At 52.6% G+C, this 18,260-nt stretch carries 17 protein-coding genes, 1 tRNA gene and 1 pseudogene; 15 read left to right on the top strand and 4 right to left on the bottom strand.

The window, feature by feature from the left end; translation table 11 throughout:
- Positions 1 to 33 precede the first annotated feature (33 nt).
- From NTU47_18495 to NTU47_18460, 8 genes and pseudogenes are all read left to right on the top strand, one after another.
- Complete coding sequence (locus NTU47_18495) at positions 34 to 393, top strand: STAS domain-containing protein (protein MCX6135798.1); 360 nt, start codon at positions 34 to 36, stop codon at positions 391 to 393.
- 43 nt (positions 394 to 436) lie between these two features.
- Entirely contained in the window at positions 437 to 889 is a 453-nt protein-coding gene (locus NTU47_18490; GenBank protein ID MCX6135797.1) for an ATP-binding protein, read from the top strand.
- The gene (locus NTU47_18485) at positions 867 to 2,651 is read left to right on the top strand and encodes a SpoIIE family protein phosphatase (protein ID MCX6135796.1); all 1,785 of its coding nucleotides are present in this window, start codon (positions 867 to 869) and stop codon (positions 2,649 to 2,651) included. Before NTU47_18490 ends, NTU47_18485 begins: the two co-directional genes overlap by 23 nt.
- Before the next feature lie 193 nt (positions 2,652 to 2,844).
- Positions 2,845 to 3,273, top strand: a pseudogene (locus tag NTU47_18480) (class I tRNA ligase family protein).
- On the top strand, positions 3,256 to 5,427 hold the full coding sequence (leuS, locus tag NTU47_18475) for a leucine--tRNA ligase (GenBank protein MCX6135795.1): 2,172 nt from the start codon (positions 3,256 to 3,258) through the stop codon (positions 5,425 to 5,427). Before NTU47_18480 ends, leuS begins: the two are co-directional and overlap by 18 nt.
- A gap of 13 nt (positions 5,428 to 5,440) precedes the next feature.
- Positions 5,441 to 6,208 carry a glycosyltransferase family 2 protein gene (locus tag NTU47_18470; protein MCX6135794.1) on the top strand — a complete coding sequence of 256 codons (768 nt, stop codon included), beginning with the start codon at positions 5,441 to 5,443 and terminating at the stop codon, positions 6,206 to 6,208.
- Positions 6,208 to 6,525: a DUF1844 domain-containing protein gene (locus tag NTU47_18465; protein MCX6135793.1), complete on the top strand. Its 318-nt coding sequence runs from the start codon at positions 6,208 to 6,210 to the stop codon at positions 6,523 to 6,525. Before NTU47_18470 ends, NTU47_18465 begins: the two co-directional genes overlap by 1 nt.
- Before the next feature lie 2 nt (positions 6,526 to 6,527).
- Positions 6,528 to 7,415, top strand: coding sequence for an NAD(+)/NADH kinase (locus NTU47_18460; GenBank protein MCX6135792.1), 888 nt, complete (start codon positions 6,528 to 6,530; stop codon positions 7,413 to 7,415).
- Positions 7,416 to 7,431: 16 nt separating this feature from the next.
- Here the strand turns inward: NTU47_18460 and NTU47_18455 are convergent, their stop codons facing one another.
- Positions 7,432 to 7,827, bottom strand: coding sequence for a hypothetical protein (locus NTU47_18455; protein MCX6135791.1), 396 nt, complete (start codon positions 7,825 to 7,827; stop codon positions 7,432 to 7,434).
- Positions 7,828 to 7,998: 171 nt separating this feature from the next.
- Between NTU47_18455 and NTU47_18450 the strand changes: the two genes are divergently transcribed.
- The 7 genes from NTU47_18450 to NTU47_18420 all read left to right on the top strand — a co-directional run bounded on the left by NTU47_18450 (position 7,999) and on the right by NTU47_18420 (position 14,661).
- A tRNA-Ala gene (locus NTU47_18450) sits at positions 7,999 to 8,075 on the top strand.
- A 92-nt stretch (positions 8,076 to 8,167) separates the two neighbouring features.
- On the top strand, positions 8,168 to 8,530 hold the full coding sequence (locus NTU47_18445; GenBank protein ID MCX6135790.1) for a DUF971 domain-containing protein: 363 nt from the start codon (positions 8,168 to 8,170) through the stop codon (positions 8,528 to 8,530).
- A 6-nt stretch (positions 8,531 to 8,536) separates the two neighbouring features.
- Positions 8,537 to 9,304 (top strand): endonuclease III, encoded by a 768-nt coding sequence (locus NTU47_18440; protein MCX6135789.1) that lies wholly within the window; start codon positions 8,537 to 8,539, stop codon positions 9,302 to 9,304.
- A gap of 37 nt (positions 9,305 to 9,341) precedes the next feature.
- The gene (locus NTU47_18435; GenBank protein MCX6135788.1) at positions 9,342 to 11,180 is read left to right on the top strand and encodes an ABC transporter ATP-binding protein; all 1,839 of its coding nucleotides are present in this window, start codon (positions 9,342 to 9,344) and stop codon (positions 11,178 to 11,180) included.
- Positions 11,181 to 12,299 (top strand): glycosyltransferase family 9 protein, encoded by a 1,119-nt coding sequence (locus NTU47_18430; protein MCX6135787.1) that lies wholly within the window; start codon positions 11,181 to 11,183, stop codon positions 12,297 to 12,299.
- 2 nt (positions 12,300 to 12,301) lie between these two features.
- Positions 12,302 to 13,462, top strand: coding sequence for a glycosyltransferase family 9 protein (locus tag NTU47_18425; protein ID MCX6135786.1), 1,161 nt, complete (start codon positions 12,302 to 12,304; stop codon positions 13,460 to 13,462).
- The gene (locus NTU47_18420) at positions 13,459 to 14,661 is read left to right on the top strand and encodes an O-antigen ligase family protein (GenBank protein MCX6135785.1); all 1,203 of its coding nucleotides are present in this window, start codon (positions 13,459 to 13,461) and stop codon (positions 14,659 to 14,661) included. The genes NTU47_18425 and NTU47_18420 overlap by 4 nt, the downstream gene beginning before the upstream one ends.
- 36 nt (positions 14,662 to 14,697) lie before the next feature.
- Here NTU47_18420 and NTU47_18415 read toward each other — a convergent pair whose 3' ends face one another.
- The 3 genes from NTU47_18415 to NTU47_18405 all read right to left on the bottom strand — a co-directional run.
- Positions 14,698 to 15,228: a DUF255 domain-containing protein gene (locus NTU47_18415; protein MCX6135784.1), complete on the bottom strand. Its 531-nt coding sequence runs from the start codon at positions 15,226 to 15,228 to the stop codon at positions 14,698 to 14,700.
- Between the two features lie 155 nt (positions 15,229 to 15,383).
- The gene (locus NTU47_18410) at positions 15,384 to 16,571 is read right to left on the bottom strand and encodes a DUF1343 domain-containing protein (GenBank protein ID MCX6135783.1); all 1,188 of its coding nucleotides are present in this window, start codon (positions 16,569 to 16,571) and stop codon (positions 15,384 to 15,386) included.
- Position 16,572: 1 nt separating this feature from the next.
- Positions 16,573 to 18,260 (bottom strand): DUF6259 domain-containing protein (locus NTU47_18405; protein MCX6135782.1); only part of this gene is annotated, 1,688 nt, incomplete at its 5' end.

Raw genomic sequence — 18,260 nt, 5'->3', positions numbered from 1 at the left:
TAATTCTATCGAAACAAGAAGGAGCAAACCACCATGGCTGATTTCAGGGTCCACCAGCGAGACGGAGAAGGCGTGAGTGTGATTGATCTGAAGGGGTATCTCGACGCCCACACAGCCCCGGATTTAGAATCCGCCTTCCAGAAGCTGTTGACGGACAGGCGATACAATATCATCGTAAACTGCAAAGACCTCACCTATATTAGCAGTGCGGGTTTGGGTGTGTTCATGGCATTCATCGAAGACGTGCGTAAGAACAGTGGAGACATCAAGCTTTCGAACATGTCTCCGAAAGTGTACAACGTCTTCGATCTGCTCGGTTTTCCGATTCTGTACGAGATCTATAAGGACGAGCAAGAGGCGATCGTTCGTTTTCGATCCCAGAAGAATCCGTAGTCGACCAGCGACAAACACTTCACCATGAAAAGTGTCTTTCATTATGGCCGGTAGGGCTCAAAAACTGACAAAGACGATCGAAAGCCGGACAGACAATCTCCTGGAAGTGAGGGAGTTTGTTCTGAACGCTGCCCGCCACTTTGGGTTCGGCGAAGAAGAGGCATCGAAGATCGTCCTTGCAGTAGATGAAGCGTGCACGAACGTCATCAAGCACGCTTACCAGTATGCGCCTGACCGCTCAATTGAGATTGTCATCCGGCATGAAAAAGACCGTCTTCAGATTACTGTCATCGACGACGGCAAAGCGTTCAATCCTTCTGCAGCGACACTTCCTGATCTGAAACAGCACCTGAGTCACTACCGGCGCGGGGGTTTGGGCATCTACCTGATGCGAACCCTCATGGACAAAGTTGAATACAAGTATGCGCCGGGAAAGCGAAACGAAGTCCGGCTTACCAAGTACTTGTCCAACAGTGAATCGCGAGCACATTCCTAAATCCTCTTCAAAAGGACACACCCCGTCAGCGCGCACCGCACGTTCTCTGACATCAGAGAAACGCGGCGCATCCGACGTCCTCGCCCTGTTTGAATTCAGCAACGTCGTCAATTCGTCTGTGGATCTCAAGTTCATTCTCGGGACGGTCCTCTTGACCGTGATGGGCAAGATGCTCGTTGCGAAGGGAATGGTATTGCTGAAGAAGGACCCCGGGGAGTTCGAGGTTGTGAATGCGAAAGGATTGGGTCAGGAAACGGTCGGACAAATGGTGTGCATTGAGGGCCCGATTCGGGGAATCGATTACACCGATCGCGCGGGCGCATCGAAATCTTGGGCGGCTTTTTTCAGGGAGAGAGGACAGAAACTCCTCGTGCCGATCCTGTCCCAGAGAAGGGTTGTAGGTTTGCTCAGCCTCGGAGAACGCCTGGGAGGCAAGCGGTATTCCAAGGCGGAACACCAGTTGATTAATTCGCTGGTAAACCTCTCCGCCGCCGCTATAGAAAAGGCTGTGATGATCGAACAATTGCGCGACGTCAATCGCAGCCTCGATAGAAAGTATCAGGAACTCAACACGCTGTTCGATCTTAGCAAGGAGTTCAACGTTATACTGGACGCAGAGAAGGTCATCCGCCTCCTCACATTTTCTCTGCTGGGGCAGGTCGGGGTTAACCGTTACGCATTCTGCCTTGAGGACAACGGCAAGCTCAAGATCATGGCGTCGAAGCTGGACCAGGAACTTGGCTCTCCGGAAACGTTGAAGCAGCTGTGCAGTTTGAAGGGGGCCGATCTTGTGGAGAATCTCTTTCGCCAGAAGCGTTTCGCTGCGGCGGCGGAACAACTCCAACGAGTCGGCATCGTGGCCGTCATCCCCATGCATATCCAGAACCAGGTCAAGGGCGCCGTTTTGCTGGGAGAAAAACTCAGGGGCGGCCAGTACGCAAAGGCGGATCTTGAATTCCTGTATTCGCTGGCGAACCTAGCCATTATCTCCATCGAAAACGCCCGGCTGTTTCGCGACGCAATTGAGAAGCAGCGGCTCGAAGATGAGCTTGCGATTGCGCGCGAGATACAGCAGGGATTGCTGCCTGCGTCGATTCCCAAAATCCCTGGTTTCGAAGTCTCTGCCGTCAATATCACCTCGCTGCAGGTGGGTGGAGACTACTATGATGTCGTGCCGATCCACTGGGAAGAGTTCATCCTCGCAATCGGAGATGTCTCGGGGAAGGGTACACCGGCTGCTCTGTTGATGGCCAACGTGCAGGCTTCGCTTCGGGCATTTGCCCCCATGGGAATGTCGCTCCCCGCGGCAACGGCTCGCATCAACGATTTGACATGCGCCAATACAGGGCAGGATAAGTTCATTACGTTCTTTTGGGGATCGCTCTATACCAAGACACGTGAGTTCCGGTACGTCAATGCCGGCCACAATCCGCCCTTTTTGTTGAAAGCCGATGGATCCGTTCAGCGGCTTGATATCGGTGGAATCATCCTTGGTCTCATGAAGACAATGACGCCATATCAGGAGGGGAGTGTGTCGCTTTCCTCCGGCGATGTCATCGTGATGTTCACCGATGGAGTCAGTGAAGCAATGAACGGTCAGGAAGAAGATTTCACAGAGGAGCGGCTCGAGCAGGTTCTGCGAAAAGTCCGAACGCAATCTCCCGCCAGGATTATCGCAGAAATTCAGACTGCCCTCGAGGCCCATACGCAGGACACGCCGCAATCAGACGACATCACCATGCTTGTTTTGAAGGCGATCTAGAAACGCCGCATCGCTTCCTCCCGCCGCATTCCCGCTTTGAACCCCGCAACTTCGTTGAAATTGGAGCACCTATTTGCTACATTGGAATAGCTGTGTGCGGTAATTTCGGACAAAGCGCTTGTTGGGTTCTTCTGCTCTTTGATCGCACCGCACGAATGAGGAAGGCCTTGGTCAGAAAGGATTTCAAGATCGAATGAAGTACCAGTTCCTGGAAATCGAAAAGAAGTGGCAAACCTACTGGGATGAGCATCAGACGTTTAGAGTGGATGATTCTTCCGATAAGCCCAAGGTATACGTCCTGGACATGTTCCCGTATCCGTCGGGCGCAGGCCTGCATGTAGGCCACCCGGAGGGATATACCGCGACAGACATTCTGTGCAGGTACAAGCGGATGCAGGGACTCCATGTTTTGCATCCGATGGGGTGGGATGCCTTCGGCTTACCAGCCGAGCGCTATGCAATGCAGACCAACATACATCCGCGCGTGACGACGGAAGCAAATATTTCCACCTTCAGGCGCCAGATCAAGATGCTGGGTTTGAGCTATGACTGGTCCCGGGAAGTCAATACAACCGATCCTCATTACTACCGATGGACGCAGTGGATATTTCTGAAGATCTACAACTCGTGGTTTGACACGAGAGTCAAAAAGGCGAGACCTATTGAGACACTGGAACAGGAACTTCTTGCAGGCGGATCTGCAGGTCTGGAGGCAGACGAACCGTTTACAGCAGAAGAGTGGAGGAAGAAATCGCGGAAGGACCAGCACGACTTCATAGCGAAGTATCGCCTTGCGTTCATCGCCGAGATACCTGTCAATTGGTGCGAAGCACTGGGAACAGTGTTGGCGAATGAAGAAGTCGCCGAGTGGACCGAAAAAGGCTATACGGTTGAGCGCCGCCCGATGCGCCAATGGATGATGCGGATTACGGCGTATGCTGAGCGCCTGCTCGAGGATGCCAAGGAACTCGACTGGCCGGTTTCTACGATGGAGCAGCAAAGGAATTGGATCGGCCGATCGGAGGGAGCGGAGATTGACTTCGCAATCAAGGGTAGTGCTGAGAAACTGCGCGTCTTCACGACCCGTGCGGATACGTTGTTCGGAGCAACGTACATGGTCTTGGCACCCGAACATCCGTTGGTCGAGAACCTGACAACTGCATCAATGCGTGAGACGGTGCGGGCGTATCAGAAGCAAGCCGCTCATAAATCGGAGCTTGAGCGCGGCATCGAGAAGGACAAATCCGGCGTATCGATCGGAGCTCACGCGATCAATCCCGCAACAGGGAAGGAGATACCCATATGGATTGCGGATTATGTCCTGATGGGCTATGGAACGGGTGCGATCATGGCTGTTCCGGGTCACGACGAGCGCGATGCAGAGTTCGCGAAGAAATTCAATCTGCCGATCGTCAAAGTTGTCGATGGCGGACCGGAAGCACTGGAGATATTCACCGATGGCGGTACAAGCATCAACTCGGCGAACGATGAGCTTTCGTTGAACGGAATGCCAACGGAAGAGGCAAAAAAGGCAATTGCGTCCTGGCTCCAAAAAAAGAAACTTGGAAAACCGACCGTGCAATTCAAGCTGCGCGATTGGCTGTTTTCGCGGCAACGTTACTGGGGAGAACCTATCCCGATCGTTCATTTGGATGACGGCACGATGACTGCGATTCCGGAGAGCGAATTGCCGCTCCTGCTGCCGGATCTGAAGAAATTTCAGCCGAGCGGGACTACGGAATCTCCGCTCGCGTTGGCCACAGAATGGGTCAATGTGACAGATCAGAATACCGGCTTGAAGGGGCGGAGGGAAACCAACACGATGCCCCAGTGGGCAGGTTCGTGCTGGTACTACCTTCGTTTCATGGACCCGTCCAATAGTAATGAGTTCTGCTCTCCCGCGAAGGAGCGCTACTGGATGCCCATCGATCTCTATGTCGGTGGATCAGAGCATGCTGTCCTGCACCTGATGTACGCACGATTCTGGCACAAGATCCTTTTTGATCTGGGTTTCGTCAGCACGAAGGAACCTTTTACCCGATTGAGGCACCAGGGGATTATCCTTGGTGAGGATTCCCGCAAGATGTCGAAATCGCGTGGTAACGTCGTGAACCCTGACGATGTCATTTCCCAGTACGGGGCTGATTCGATGCGCCTGTTCGAGATGTTCATGGGGCCTCTCGAGGAGATGAAGCCATGGAATACCCGAGGCGTCGAAGGAGTTTTTCGCTTCCTGAACCGGGTCTGGCGTCTCTTCGTTGATGAGTCGGGTAAGCTAAACCCTGCTATTGTCAAAGGAGCTCCTTCGCCGGAATTCGAGCGGTTGTACCATCAAACCGTCAAGAAAGTAGGGGAGGATATCGAAGGGCTTCGGTTCAACACTGCAATTTCTCAGCTCATGATCTTCGTTAATGAGGCATACAAGCTGCCTGTGTTGCCTCTGAGAGAGATGGAGCAATTCGTCCTGCTCCTTGCTCCCTTTGCCCCTCACGTCTCAGAGGAACTCTGGCAGGTTATCGGACATCCGAGTTCACTCGCATACGAACCTTGGCCATTGTTTCGACTCACAAAAACAATCGAGGATATGGTTGAGGTGGTCCTGCAAGTCAATGGAAAAGTAAGAGGTAAGCTGCTTGTTGCTCAAGGGACAAGTGATGAAGACCTTGAGCGCTTGGCAAATCAGGATGTCAATACGCAGAAGTTTCTTGCCGGCAAGAAGGTCGTTCGTACTATCGTCGTCAAGAACAAGCTGGTGAATATCGTCGTCGGATCCTAGGGAGCCATTCCTCTTGAGTTCATTGTCGGTTATAGTAATCACCAAAAACGAAGAGCGGAACATCGAAGAATGCCTGAATTCTGTCCGTTGGGCTTATGAAATCGTCCTTGTGGATGGTGGGAGCACTGACAAGACCCTCGAGCTCGCGAGGAAGTTCACTGAGAAGGTCTTCGTGAAGCCTTGGGAAGGGTACGGAGCCTCAAAGAACTTTGCCCTGGAACATTGCAGGGGGGACTGGGTGCTTTGGTTGGATGCTGATGAACGCGTAACGGATGACTTAGGTAAGGAGATCCAAGCTGTTATGGATCAAGCGGTAACTCCGTTTACGGTATATGAAATTCCGAGGAAGGCGTTCTTCCTTGGAAAGTGGATTCGTCATTGTGGATGGTACCCGGGCTACGTCGCCAGGCTATTCAAACCTGGTGCTGGCCGGTTCTCCGACAACAAGGTGCACGAGCGTTTCGAGTTTAGTGGTGCTGTGGGCAAATTGCGGTTCGATCTGCTTCACTACACTGATCCAAACTTATGGCACTATTTTGAGAAATTTAACCGTTATACATCTCTTGCTGCAGACGAGTTGATGGGGAAGAAGGCGGCATTTCGGATTAGCCAGCTTGTCGTGAGACCTGTCTGGGTTTTCGTGCGCATGTATGTCGTGAAACTGGGATTCCTGGATGGCATCCAGGGGTTCATTTTGAGCGTCCTCTCCTCCTGTTATGTATTCACAAAATATGCTAAGCTTTGGGAGCTATCTACCGGTATTGAAAGGGGTAAACCTTAATGGCTGACAGTGAAAAAGAGACTGCTTTGTTCATGGGACTCGTCCTTATGTTCCACGCCGCAGCAATGCAGCACATGGGAAAAACCAAGAATCCGATTTCAGACAAGATCGAGCGGAGCTTGGATCAAGCGCAATTCGTCATCGATACGCTTGATGCCCTCTCATCCAAAACGAAGGGAAACCTCTCAGATGAGGAAACCCGGTTCTTGGCAAATGTCATAAAGGAACTCAAGCTCAATTACGTTGAGGAGCTTGATAAAGACAAGAAGCAGAAGCCTGTCGCTCAGGCTGACCCATTACCAGAAAAGAAAGATTAACGATGCGTTTCGTCATCGCGGGCAACCTCCGAAAAGAAGGTGTCCCGAAAATCGCCCAGAAGGTTCTTGAACGCCTCCACGCTGAAGGGGTCGAATGCGCCGTCGAGCGCTCTCTGGCGAGCGTCCTGCGCCGTCGATTCCGGGCGAGACTATCATACAAGACTGTCTCAGACAAGAAACTCAGTTCGGCTGGTGACATTCTTGTTTCGCTCGGCGGAGACGGAACGATTCTCAGATTTGCCCGGCAGGTTGCTGAAAAGGGAACTCCGATCCTGGGTGTCAATCTCGGGAAGCTTGGTTTCCTTGCTGAGGTTTCAGTAGATGACCTGGATGACTGCCTCACGGAGGTCTTAAAGGGCGACTACTTCGTTGTAGAAAGAATGATGCTGCAGGCTTCAACCTCTAAGAATTCAAAAACTTATCTTGCTTTGAATGATATTGTAGTTAATAAGTTCGGAACTTCGCGAGTTCTCGATTTGGAGACGTTTGTCAATGGGGAGTACCTCGCCACATTCACTGCAGACGGCGTGATAGTTTCGACTCCAACAGGCTCCACCGCATACGCTCTGTCCAACGGTGGTCCCATTGTTACCCCACACAACAAATCCATTACCATAAGTCCAATTTGCCCACACACCTTGACGGCCAGACCGGTTATCGTTCCTGACGACGCTGTAATCCGGATCAAGGTTGCATCTGCAAAGACGAAGGCCCATCTAACGGCTGACGGGCAGGATGAACTCCTCATTCGCCCGCCAATGGAAATCCGCGTGAAGAAGGCTCCATATATCGCCAGGCTGATAAAAAGGCGCAATACGAGCTACTATGATTTGTTGCGGAAGAAGCTCAATTGGGGCAGGGACATCCGGACGGAGAAGACAGATCGGTAGCAGTATTTCGTCGAACTCAGTTGTTTTTTGCCCCCTCATCAATCCATTTCTTAATACCGTTGATCTGATTCGCGTTCAAGGGCTGACTCATGTACGGCATCTGGGGAGCGAGACGCCCGTCGATTCGTTGGAGCAGAAGGCTGTTGTTGCTGACACCGGAAATCACCAAACGGGGCTGGTGATTGATAAGGCTCGAATACGATGGAGCAAAAAGGTCGAGGCCTCCTTGTGAAGAACTTCCAGCGTGGCATCCGCTGATCGCGCACCTCTGCTGAAACAAAGGGTCAACGTGCTTCGAGTAACTCACGTTTGAATCAGGGAAAACGATCGGATTCACGTTGGGATCCGTGATCTCATCCTTGCAGGAAGAAAGGCTCATTGCCGCTGCGATAGCGACAAGAAGGTGACTCATCAATGGTCTTGGTCTGTTCATCTCTGTCGTACGGATCAAATTCCTGGCGCTGGCGGTTTTCCCGGATTCCTTTTGAATCTCGTGCTGTAAATTACTCAAAAGCCTGCCATGCGGCAAGAAATTTCTCGTTGACTTTGCTGACCTCTTTGGGTATATTTTGTTCAGTAGTGCGGGCCGTTAGCTCAGTTTGGGAGAGCGCCACAATGGCATTGTGGAGGTCACCGGTTCGAGCCCGGTACGGTCCACCAACAAATCGTATGATCTCCGGCTTAAGCCAAGGAAAGTGGAAGGACAATCTCTCAGGTTGTCCTTTTTTTCTTTCCTTGTGAGCAAGCACATCTTGTCAGGCCAGTTCCTTGTGATTCCAACTCAGATCAAACTCACAGTCGATCAACAGACGCAGGCAGATATCCTGCTCCTGGCGTGGGATGATGGCCACTCCGGCGCCACTTTGCTCAGAACGCTTCGGGACAATTGCCCTTGTGCTGGCTGCCAGGGAGAGACCGTCCTTTTGAAAACCTACGCCCCCATGGAAACTCCCGAGATGCCCGGCAAGTACAAGCTTGTCGGAGCGAACCAGGTTGGCTCGTACGCGTTGTCCATGTCCTGGGCGGACGGGCATCAAACGGGGATCTACACGTGGGAACATCTCCGGTCTCTCTGTGAGTGCGAATCGTGCCAATTACGGAACAAAGGGAAGTGATTGCTGATGGCTCGTTCCTTCGCCGCTCACCCACTTCGTATCCGGCATGTCGTCGAGGCATTGGAGCGGCTTTTCGGCACGCCTGCCAAACAGCGAAAACGATCCAATCCGCTCGATACGCTTATTGCGACGCTCCTTTCGCAGAACACGAATGATCAGAATAGCTACAGGGCCTGGCTGAGTCTGAGGAAACAGTTCTCCTCCTGGAAAAAGGTGGCTTCCGCTTCGCCGGGTGCAATCGCCCGCTCGATCAAAGTCGGAGGGCTGAAAGACCAGAAAGCCCAGCGGATTCGGGAAATTCTCCGCCTGATTCACGAGAAGCGAGGGGCCTACGAACTCGATTTCCTGCGGCCAATGTCAAACGAAGAAACAATGTCCTACCTGATGTCCATGAAAGGGGTGGGAACGAAGACAGCTGCATGCGTTTTGGTGTTCTCTCTAGGACGCGATGTTTTCCCTGTTGATACGCACATCCACAGAATCTGCAATCGACTGGGTCTCGTGAAAACGAATACGGCCGATGATACATTCGAGGCAATGAAGAATCTCATCCCCAAGGGTCGAGCCTATTCCTTTCACGTGAACCTTATCAGGTTCGGCCGCGAGACGTGCAAAGCAATTCATCCACTCTGTGGTGAATGCTCACTGTTCGAAGAGTGTCTATTCCGAGAAAAAGAGCGCCATGCCGGTATGATGAATACCACCCGGGGTGTGCCGAAAAACAAGTCCGGATTTCTCATCACAGAGCAGATCGCCAGGGATCATGGGCGGTGAGAGCGATGCAGGCGGCGATAGAACTGGGACTAAAGGAATGAAAGTATTTTCTCGCTATCTCAGATACTTCCTTCAATACAAATTGAGGATCGGAGCCGGTCTCTTCTCCGTCGCGGTGTGGAGCCTTTCAGACACGGTGTCCGCATTCCTCATTGGTCAGCTTGTTGAGATTCTCCAGAAGATAGGAGAAATGGTGGGATCGGGAGCCGGAATCATTCTCGAAATGCCGGTGAAGGTCCTCGGATACACCATCACGCAGCTGAGCATTCACGGATCCGGCGAGACGATGCAGCTGATCCTGACATTCGCCGGGGCCCTTCTCGCGATTATCCTCATCAAGGTTTGCTTCGTATACATTCGCGAGTACGTCATGAGCTCGGCTCAGCAGAAAATCCTGATGACGTTCAGGATTGAACTGTTTGACACTGTGCTGCTCCTGCCAGTTCGTTATTTTGATCAGCAGAAGACCGGCAGAGTGATGTCGAGACTGACGAACGACGTCAACAACATGGAGCAATCACTGTACCTCACCGTCGAAATCGTCCAGAACCTCCTGTATTCCCTCATCTACGCCGGCGCACTGTTCTTCTCCAATTGGCAGCTGGCGGTCTTCACGATCGTGATCTTCTCGTTCTCTGGCATCATCTCCCGAAAGTTCGGCGACAGAGTCCGTTCCTTCAGCCTGGATTTGACAAATACCCTTGCCGATATATCCGCGTTTCTTCAGGAGAAGATTTCATCTATCCGCATTGTGAAGTCGTTTACACGAGAGGATTACGAACGTGCTACATTTCGGAAGAAGGTTGAGGAAAACTACCGCCACTCGATGAAGATCGTACGCACGATGGCGCTGTTAAGCCCGACGAATGAATTCTTCAATACCTTTGTAGCTTCAATGCTGGTCGTTTTTACCGGTTATTTGTTTCTTCAGGGGACAGTGGATATGAAGTCAGTCATCACGTTCCTGATTCTCGTTAATTTTCTGGCGAAACCGGTAAAGGCCCTCGGAGAGAACGTTGCACGCATTCAGAAGACTCTGGTCTCGGCCGGGTTGATCTTCGATATGCTGGATCTTGAGAAAGAACAACTACAGGCGAAACCAGGAAAGACGGTCGTGGAGAGAGGGGAAGTACGGTTTGAAGATGTCTCGTTCTCGTACAACACCGAAACGCCGGCTCTTTCCCATGTGACCTTCAGCGTGAAGCCAGGCGAAAAGGTCGCTCTCGTCGGACCGAGCGGCGGCGGCAAGACGACTCTGATCAATCTCATTCCGCGATTCTATCAGTTGACCTCGGGGAGCATACGGATCGATGGGGTTGATATACGGGAGATGAACCTGTCGGACCTTCGGTCGCAGATTGGAATCGTCCCGCAAGAGGTTGTCCTTTTCGCAGGAACGATCGAAGAGAATATCCGCTACGGGAAGCTGGACGCGACCAAAAAAGAAATCCTCAACGCCGCGACCATGGCAAACGCACACTCCTTCATCGTGAACCTGGAGCACGGCTACGAGACGGAGATCGGGGAACGCGGTGTGCAGCTCTCGGGCGGTCAGCGGCAACGCCTGGCGATCGCACGGGCTATTCTGAGAGATCCGAAAATACTTCTGCTCGATGAAGCGACCTCGGCACTCGACAGCGAATCAGAGCTTATGGTACAGGAGGCCCTCGACCGCCTGATGCAGGGGCGGACCTCCATTATCATCGCGCATCGTCTGTCTACCATTTACCACTGCGATACAATCATCGTTCTCGAACGCGGTTCGATTGCCGAGAGCGGAACGCACGATGAACTGCTGCGAAACGATTCGGGGCTCTACAAGCGGTTGTATTCTCTCCAGTTCTCCGATGAAAAAGAGAAACGGGGGGAGCAGTAGATGGAGTTCCTGAAGCCAGTCGAAATAGGCTTCCGCCGGCTTCTGCTCCTGGTGTTGGGCGTGTTCGTGAGGAGAGGAAAAATCCTTCCTGCTTCTCTTGACTTCGCAACGAAGAAATACCTTTTTGTCCGGCAAGATCGCATCGGGGATGTTCTTGTCTCCACGCCGCTTATCCACGCCCTCAAATCGAAATACCCTCACTCGACAATCGATTTTCTCCTGAGCAGCAATAATCACTTCGTGTTGTCCAATGAACCTCTCGTGAGGAAGCGGTGGGTCTACCGGAAGACGCTGGCGGGCGCCATCGAAATCCTCAGGTTGATCAGGAGAGAACGTTACAATTTCGTTATCGACCTGATGGACAATCCTTCTGCGACGTCGACGGTTCTGTGCATGCTGGCAGGTGGGGAATGGAATGTGGGGTTGTCGAAAAATAATGCGTATGCGTATGACGTAGTTGTCCCGCTCCTGTCTCGTCGTGATTACCACATTATCGATCGTCTGGCAGCACTTCTGACGGCTTTCGGTCTGGAGCGTGAGACATTGGATCTCAAAGTGCACTATAGCGTTCTCGAAGAGAGCAAAGAGTTCGCTTCGCAGTTTCTTAGTGCGAAGTCGATTCAAGGCAAACAGACTGTCGCGATCAATATCTCTCCAGGTGAAGGGACTCGCTTCTGGGGAACCGATCATTATCAGTCGTTGATTCGCTGGTTGCGAACTGAACAACGTGAACATCCCATTGTGGTCCTGTTTCAACCTTCCGATAAGGCTGTTGCTGAGGCGATTGTCCAACCCTTCCCGGATGTTGTCCTCTCAGCAGAGACGAAAACATTTGACCAGTTTGCGGCGCTGGTTCAGCGTATGTGGCTGCTGATTACACCGGATACCTCGGCTGTGCATCTTGCTGCGGCATTTTCTATCCCCTCTGTTGTTCTCTACGTGCAGTCGGACAGAGACCTGCGAATCTGGGAGCCGTACGGTTCCTTGAGCGAAACTCTCGTAACGGATGTCGACGATTTGCGCACGATTCCAGTCGAACATGTTGTTGCGGCTTGCGGCAGGCTCATGCAGAATCTCGTCCCGCCATCACGCAGTTCTATCCCTTCTGGATATTCTTGAGCATGAAGCGATTGATGGAAATCGCCGAACGCGCCCTCCGGCACGCAGTCGTGTATCCAGCTCTCAAGATTATCCTACGCAACAGGGTTTCTGAGACGCCTCTGGAGATTGACACGATCAAGCGGGTCCTCATCTTCCGGTTCGATCGTATCGGCGATATGATCGTCACGACGCCGGTATTCAAAGCCCTGAAGCGACGGAATACAAACTTGCAGATCGACGTCATCGCAAGTTCGGTGAACGAGGAAATTCCGCGGTCCAACCCGTTCGTCGATGAAGTGTATGTCCTTAAGCGGAACTGGCGCGAACTGTTCGCACAGATTCTGGAGTTACGCAGACGGAAGTATGATGTGATTTTGAATTTCGTGTTCAACCGCACGACGTTTCCTGCCATCCTGGCGAATCTCATCGCTCCGGGCGGGTTCAAAGTCGGACAAGGGCCTGAGAAGTATGAGTTCTACTTCAACCGCCTGCTGAAGCTGCCTCGTTTCGAAAAGCACATGGCCGAGACGCTCATGGCCTTTATAGAACAGGTTTTTGGGATCAGGGTGTCGGACGAGGAACGTGGCTTGGAAATCGAGGTGTCGGAAGAAGCCAGAGTGCCCGTGGAAAGATTCCTCCGCGGCCATGGTCTTCGCAGTCGGTCGCTTGCGAACGATCAGCTCGCACCATATGTCCTCATTAACCTCTCTGTCAAAGACGCGGAGAGAAGGTTCTCCAATGAACAGGTTGTTGCTCTGGCAAGATATCTCGCGGAGAATGGGCAATTCAGGATTGTCCTGCTCGTCGCTCCTGGTGACCAGGAAATGGAACACGCCGCAAGACTTCTTCCGGAGCTCACAGGAATCCCGGTGTTTAGAGCGTTGAAGGACCGGCCTTTGGCGCAGCTGGCGTCCATCGTTGAAGGAGCTCTCTGCTTGGTAACGATGGACACTTCGCTGGTCCATTTCGCATCTGCCATGCAGACTTCTGTGCTGGCTTTCTACACAGAGCTGGTTTTGGTCAAGGAATGGTCCCCATATCGGGTTCCTCATGGAATACTCCTTACTCCGGCGGGAAAGCCGATCTCGGGCATTCCCACTGAAATCTTGATCTCGAAGACCAAAGAATTCATTGGTGCGACCTTTCCAGGCGGACTTTCCGCAATCTCGAGGAGTCTATGAAACCCGAGTCGTTGTACAGGACCATCTCTCACGGTGGTCTATTTTTATTCGCTTTCAGCCTTCCAATATCACACGTCCCGGCCCAGTTTGGGATGGGACTAGCATTTATCGGTTGGCTGGGAGAAGGGCTGGTGAACAGGAACTGGGTGGTTCGCTGGCATCCAATGTTCTGGGCATTGATCGCGTACGTGGTTTGGAACCTGATCGCAGCAGGTCTTTCTGAACGCCCTGCTCATTCCTTGAGCGCGGTACTCGATAATGAATGGCCGGTGCTGATCATGCTCATGCTGTATTGGGTTGTCGATGACGACGCTCTTCTCAGCCGGATTGTCCACGTCTTTCTCTTTGCATCGGCTGTAGCTGTCGTGTATTCGCTTTGGCAGGTCGGCGGAGGTGTCGAAATCTATCGCGGCAGTCGTCTCGATCCCATGGGAGGGGGGTTTTTCAGATCGGTTGGGTTCTACGGATTCTATCTGACATTTGCTGCCTTTGCGATGAGCGTGTTCTTCTTCGCTTCGAGCTTCTCTCTCGAGTTCAAAAAATGGCATACCACCTTGCTGTCTGGCTTGAGCTTCCTTGCCGTGCTTGGCACGTTTGCCAGAAGCATGTGGCTTTCGTTCCTTGCAGCGATTCCCATCTTTGCGTTCACTCGTGGAAAGAAGATAGGTATTCTTGTCACAGGGATACTTCTCGTGGTGATCGCAGGAGGGATCCTGAGTGTGCCAGCGCTTCGGTACAGAGCGGCATCAATCGTCGAACCAGGACAAAACGAAACTCGTTTGAATCTGTGGAAGACGGCAGTGCGGGTAGCAGAACATCATCCGATTCTGGGGGTGGGAGAAGACAATTGGGATCTCGTATTTGAACGGTATCGCGTCGAGGGATACTACGACACCACTGTGCATCCGCACAACGATTATCTGACGGTTCTCGTTTCCTCAGGGTTACCGGGATTACTCGCCTTTGTTGCGATGTGGGGCATCTCCATGGGCAGGGGATTTGCGACAGCGTTGCGAGCGCAAAGTCGGGTCGTTCGGGCAACGGCTCTCGGAGGAACGTTCTCTCTCATGGGTCTGATGATCGGAGCGATGTTTCAGAACTACTACGGTACGTTTATCAACTGCCTGGGGTGGTGGTTCGTCGTCGGCCTCTTGCTCGCCGCGGAGAGGCTCGGTTCCGGGAGGACAGGAGCGGCGTAATTCACTTCAGATGCTGTTGCCGGTCTGACGCCAGCATCAATCCCTTTTCGAGTTCTTGTAATCCTTGAATGATGTTGTCTTGTAGTGATCCTCGCCTATGAATCGGAGGAGGCTCGTGAACTCCTTCGGTTCCATGTAGCCCGAAATCTTTGTTATCGGCTTGGCGGTGGGATCGAGGAATACCACGGTCGGATACCCCGTGACCTCCATGGTACCCGCGAGTGAAGCCTCGGTCATCGCTGTACCATCGAACGTTACCCCTTTCTGAGATTCCGCGTTGAGCTTCACGGCGATGAAATTCGATGTCATCGTCTGGCCCACGGTTCCGTTCGTGTACACTTCCTTGTCCATCTTCTTGCACCAGACACACCAGTCGGTATAGACATCAATGAATATCTTCTTGTTTTCTTTGCGTGCCAAGGCTACACCTTCGTCAAAGCTGTGCCACGTGACAATCCCCGCTCCAGTCCCCTCAGCAGTGCCATCGCCTGGGCTTGTGAGAAAGACAGTCACTCCGACAGCGACAAGTGCGACAACGATTACGATCCCTGCGGCTCTGGTGCTCATATTCACTACCTCGTTTGCGATGGTTTGTTCATGGTGAACGATCTCCGCATCTCATCCTTCTCCAAACAGTAATAATAATGCAGGTGTTCCCGACTTATTTTATGATGCCGGATTGGTGATAAGGATTCGGCTTCCGGAGGTAGAAGGGGGACGCATTATCGGTAGAGCAGGTATTTCCTGCGCTTCAGCAGGAATTCCTCATTCTCTGTTTTCCAGGTGTCTGCAATTTCGATCGGGTGAATCCCCTTAGTAATGGCCCTTCTCACGGATCGGGTCCCAATCAGCTCATCGAGTCGGCGGTTCTTCAACGTGAGTTGATCTGGATACAGATCCTGAAGCGCATGGAGCAGGCAGACCCCAGTTTTCACAGGCCGAAACCTCTTTCTGTCCGTCACCTTTATGAACACGCCTTCGCATCGAATTCCTTCGAACTTTGAGTCCGTGGTCACCGCCCGGGTCGATAGGGGAGTAAAAGCCGTTGGGGTGAACTTGACGCCAGGCAGATGAAACGAGCGAAGTTTCGAACACAGCTCGATTCCGCCAATCCAGGGGGCTCCCATCTGTTCAAACGGATGCTCCGTGCCACGTCCTTCGGATACATTCGTTCCCTCGATGAAGCACGTTCCGGGGTATATGAGGGCAGTCTGCAGACTCCGAATGCTCGGAGACGGGTTGACCCATCGAAGTTCCGTCCTATCGAAAGCCCAACTTCTTCGCCAGCCTTTCATCTTCACGACGCGGAGGTCACTCGCCCGACGGTTCCGAAGCCAACCTTCACCGCTTATCATGGCCGCAAGTTCACCCATCGTAAGTCCATGAACCACAGGGAGAGGCAGCCACCCGACGAAAGACCTGAGATTCTTGTCCAGCATCGGACCTTCGACAAGGCAGCCCCCGATCGGATTGGGGCGGTCCAGTACAACATAGGGGATTCCCTTTTCTGCCGCGGCTTCCATAGTGAGCGTCAGCGTGGTGCTATACGTGTAGAATCGCGCACCAACGTCCTGGATATCAAATACCAGGACGTCGATGCCTTTGAGCATAGTCCGGGTAGGCTTCGTTGTTTTCCCAAACAGAGAATAGATGGGAATTCCCGTTTGAGGATCAACAGCGTGACCTATACTCTTTCTGTCTGGCGCTTTCCCGCGAATACCATGCTCTGGACCGAAAAGGGCCTGGAGTTTGAATCCTCCACGCTTGACCAAAGCGTCTACCAGATGCTCGCTAGTACTGAGAAGTGCAGAGTGATTTGTAATGAGGCCAACACTCTTGCCTTCGATGAGCTCAAGCTGATTATGAAGTAATATATCAGCTCCCACTTGCACGGACTTCACATTTCCCATTTCACTTTTTGATCAATTCTATGATATATGCGTCGCGGGGGGGAATGTCAATTGAGACGTTGCCATCGGCACCGATTCTTCCGAAGTCCTTCACTCCATTTTCCTGAATCAACGAGATCCGCTCGCCCCCCTTGAATCCATACTGTCGGGCGTCAAATCGAATCGGAAGCGTGGTCGGTCCCACATTGGAGATTGCAATCCCAACATCCCCGCTTTTTGCCAGCCAGGTTCCGACAACGACGGGAGAAGAGGTCGATTGATAAGACGATTCTCCCTTGTCCTTTCCGGTATCGTCAATCCCATCGTCGCTGTGCCGCTTGTTCTTGGTCGTGTCGACGACGGTCTTGCCCTTGCGGCCTGCATAGATGTTTTCCCGGGAAATCGGGAATGAGATCACGGCGGCCGAAATCTGCGGCGGTCGCATAAACGTTCCGTACAGCAAGTACTGTTTCCCTTGCTCCCTTACTTTTGCGAGCTTCAGGAGGAACGAGATCTCCTCACTGCGCTGACCGCGCTGTGTGGGGCGGTAATTCGCTATTGTGGGTTGATTTCCCCACAACACGGTGCGTGCCTGCTCGAGATAGAACTGTGTCGCGAATTTGCGATCCAGGAGCTTCAGAGGTTCCCTCGGAGCGAATTCATCCGGCCAAAGTTCGTCGTAGGGGGGAATCGTCAGGGACGAGTAGTTGCCATAGGTCACTCCAAAGGCGTGATAGACCGATTGGAAAAACGGGATAACATCCCAACCGTCATTCGGGCGTGCATACCGTTCCTTGCTGACCTGTAGCGTCAGCATGAGGTCGAGGTAAGGAAGCCAGGATTCTCCTGCTCCTTCGCCAGCCAGCAAGGCGTTTCTGACCGATCGGGTCCTTTCGCGGATATCAGTTGAAAGGAGTCTGAATCCGTTCATCCAAAATTTCCCTCCACCGAGTGGATGGCCGTGGGTTGGATCATAGCACAACAGGCTGCTGCAGGCCTGGTCCATGTAGATGCCATCGACCCCGAGGTCCCGGACAGCCTCTGAAGCGATTCCAGCATATGTATTACGCCAGAATGGTGTGGCCATGCACATTGTGGCGCATGCCTTTTGCGTGTAGGTGTTGTAGGTTTCCGGCCTCACTTTTCCATCCAGCCCTTTGACTGCAAAACGCTCTGCTCCTTGTTCTGCCCAACTCTTCGTCGTCATTCCCCACAATCGCTGATTCATGTAGACGATCGCGTGGATATCGGATTTCTGCGCTTTCGACAGTGCCGCTTTGAAGTGGTCGGTTCCTTCCCGCGGTGGGAGGTACTCCGGGAAACCGTCATCGTAAGAGCAGCCATGCCACCAATGCCAGAAGACGCTCACGGGGAGTTTGAGCTCTTTCTGAATATCCACTGCCGGTTCGAGCACACCCTCTGACCTTCCGCGATTCCAGACCCAGAGTGATGTTTTCAGCAACCATTCCGGTACAACTCCTCGGTTGAGTCGGCTACGAACCGCCCAGGGTTGGCGTGTTCCCCATGCCCGGTAGCGCTCAGAGGCAGTGATCCAATCCCCCTTAAATGTTCCGACGACTGCACGATACGAGGGAACGTAACTTGTCTGGGCTGTTGCCTCGTTTTCAGGATAGTGGATCATCTCGTAATTGATCCGACCGGTTGAGTCTCCCCAAAACGCGAAGGCTTTTCTGAAGGCGGATGTATCAT

This window comes from Ignavibacteriales bacterium (genome assembly GCA_026390595.1).
In the GTDB taxonomy this organism is placed as follows: domain Bacteria; phylum Bacteroidota; class Ignavibacteria; order UBA10030; family UBA10030; genus UBA9647.
This window is presented reverse-complemented; position numbering and strand designations above follow the sequence as displayed.

Bases quoted from the DNA above. Each gene is read 5' to 3' on its own strand.
- NTU47_18495 (MCX6135798.1), top strand. From the start codon at position 34: ATGGCTGATTTCAGGGTCCACCAGCGAGACGGAGAAGGCGTGAGTGTG.
- NTU47_18490 (MCX6135797.1), top strand. From the start codon at position 437: ATGGCCGGTAGGGCTCAAAAACTGACAAAGACGATCGAAAGCCGGACA.
- NTU47_18465 (MCX6135793.1), top strand. From the start codon at position 6,208: ATGGCTGACAGTGAAAAAGAGACTGCTTTGTTCATGGGACTCGTCCTT.
- NTU47_18460 (MCX6135792.1), top strand. From the start codon at position 6,528: ATGCGTTTCGTCATCGCGGGCAACCTCCGAAAAGAAGGTGTCCCGAAA.
- NTU47_18455 (MCX6135791.1), bottom strand. From the start codon at position 7,827: ATGAGTCACCTTCTTGTCGCTATCGCAGCGGCAATGAGCCTTTCTTCC.
- NTU47_18440 (MCX6135789.1), top strand. From the start codon at position 8,537: ATGGCTCGTTCCTTCGCCGCTCACCCACTTCGTATCCGGCATGTCGTC.
- NTU47_18435 (MCX6135788.1), top strand. From the start codon at position 9,342: ATGAAAGTATTTTCTCGCTATCTCAGATACTTCCTTCAATACAAATTG.
- NTU47_18430 (MCX6135787.1), top strand. From the start codon at position 11,181: ATGGAGTTCCTGAAGCCAGTCGAAATAGGCTTCCGCCGGCTTCTGCTC.
- NTU47_18425 (MCX6135786.1), top strand. From the start codon at position 12,302: ATGAAGCGATTGATGGAAATCGCCGAACGCGCCCTCCGGCACGCAGTC.
- NTU47_18420 (MCX6135785.1), top strand. From the start codon at position 13,459: ATGAAACCCGAGTCGTTGTACAGGACCATCTCTCACGGTGGTCTATTT.
- NTU47_18415 (MCX6135784.1), bottom strand. From the start codon at position 15,228: ATGAGCACCAGAGCCGCAGGGATCGTAATCGTTGTCGCACTTGTCGCT.
- NTU47_18410 (MCX6135783.1), bottom strand. From the start codon at position 16,571: ATGGGAAATGTGAAGTCCGTGCAAGTGGGAGCTGATATATTACTTCAT.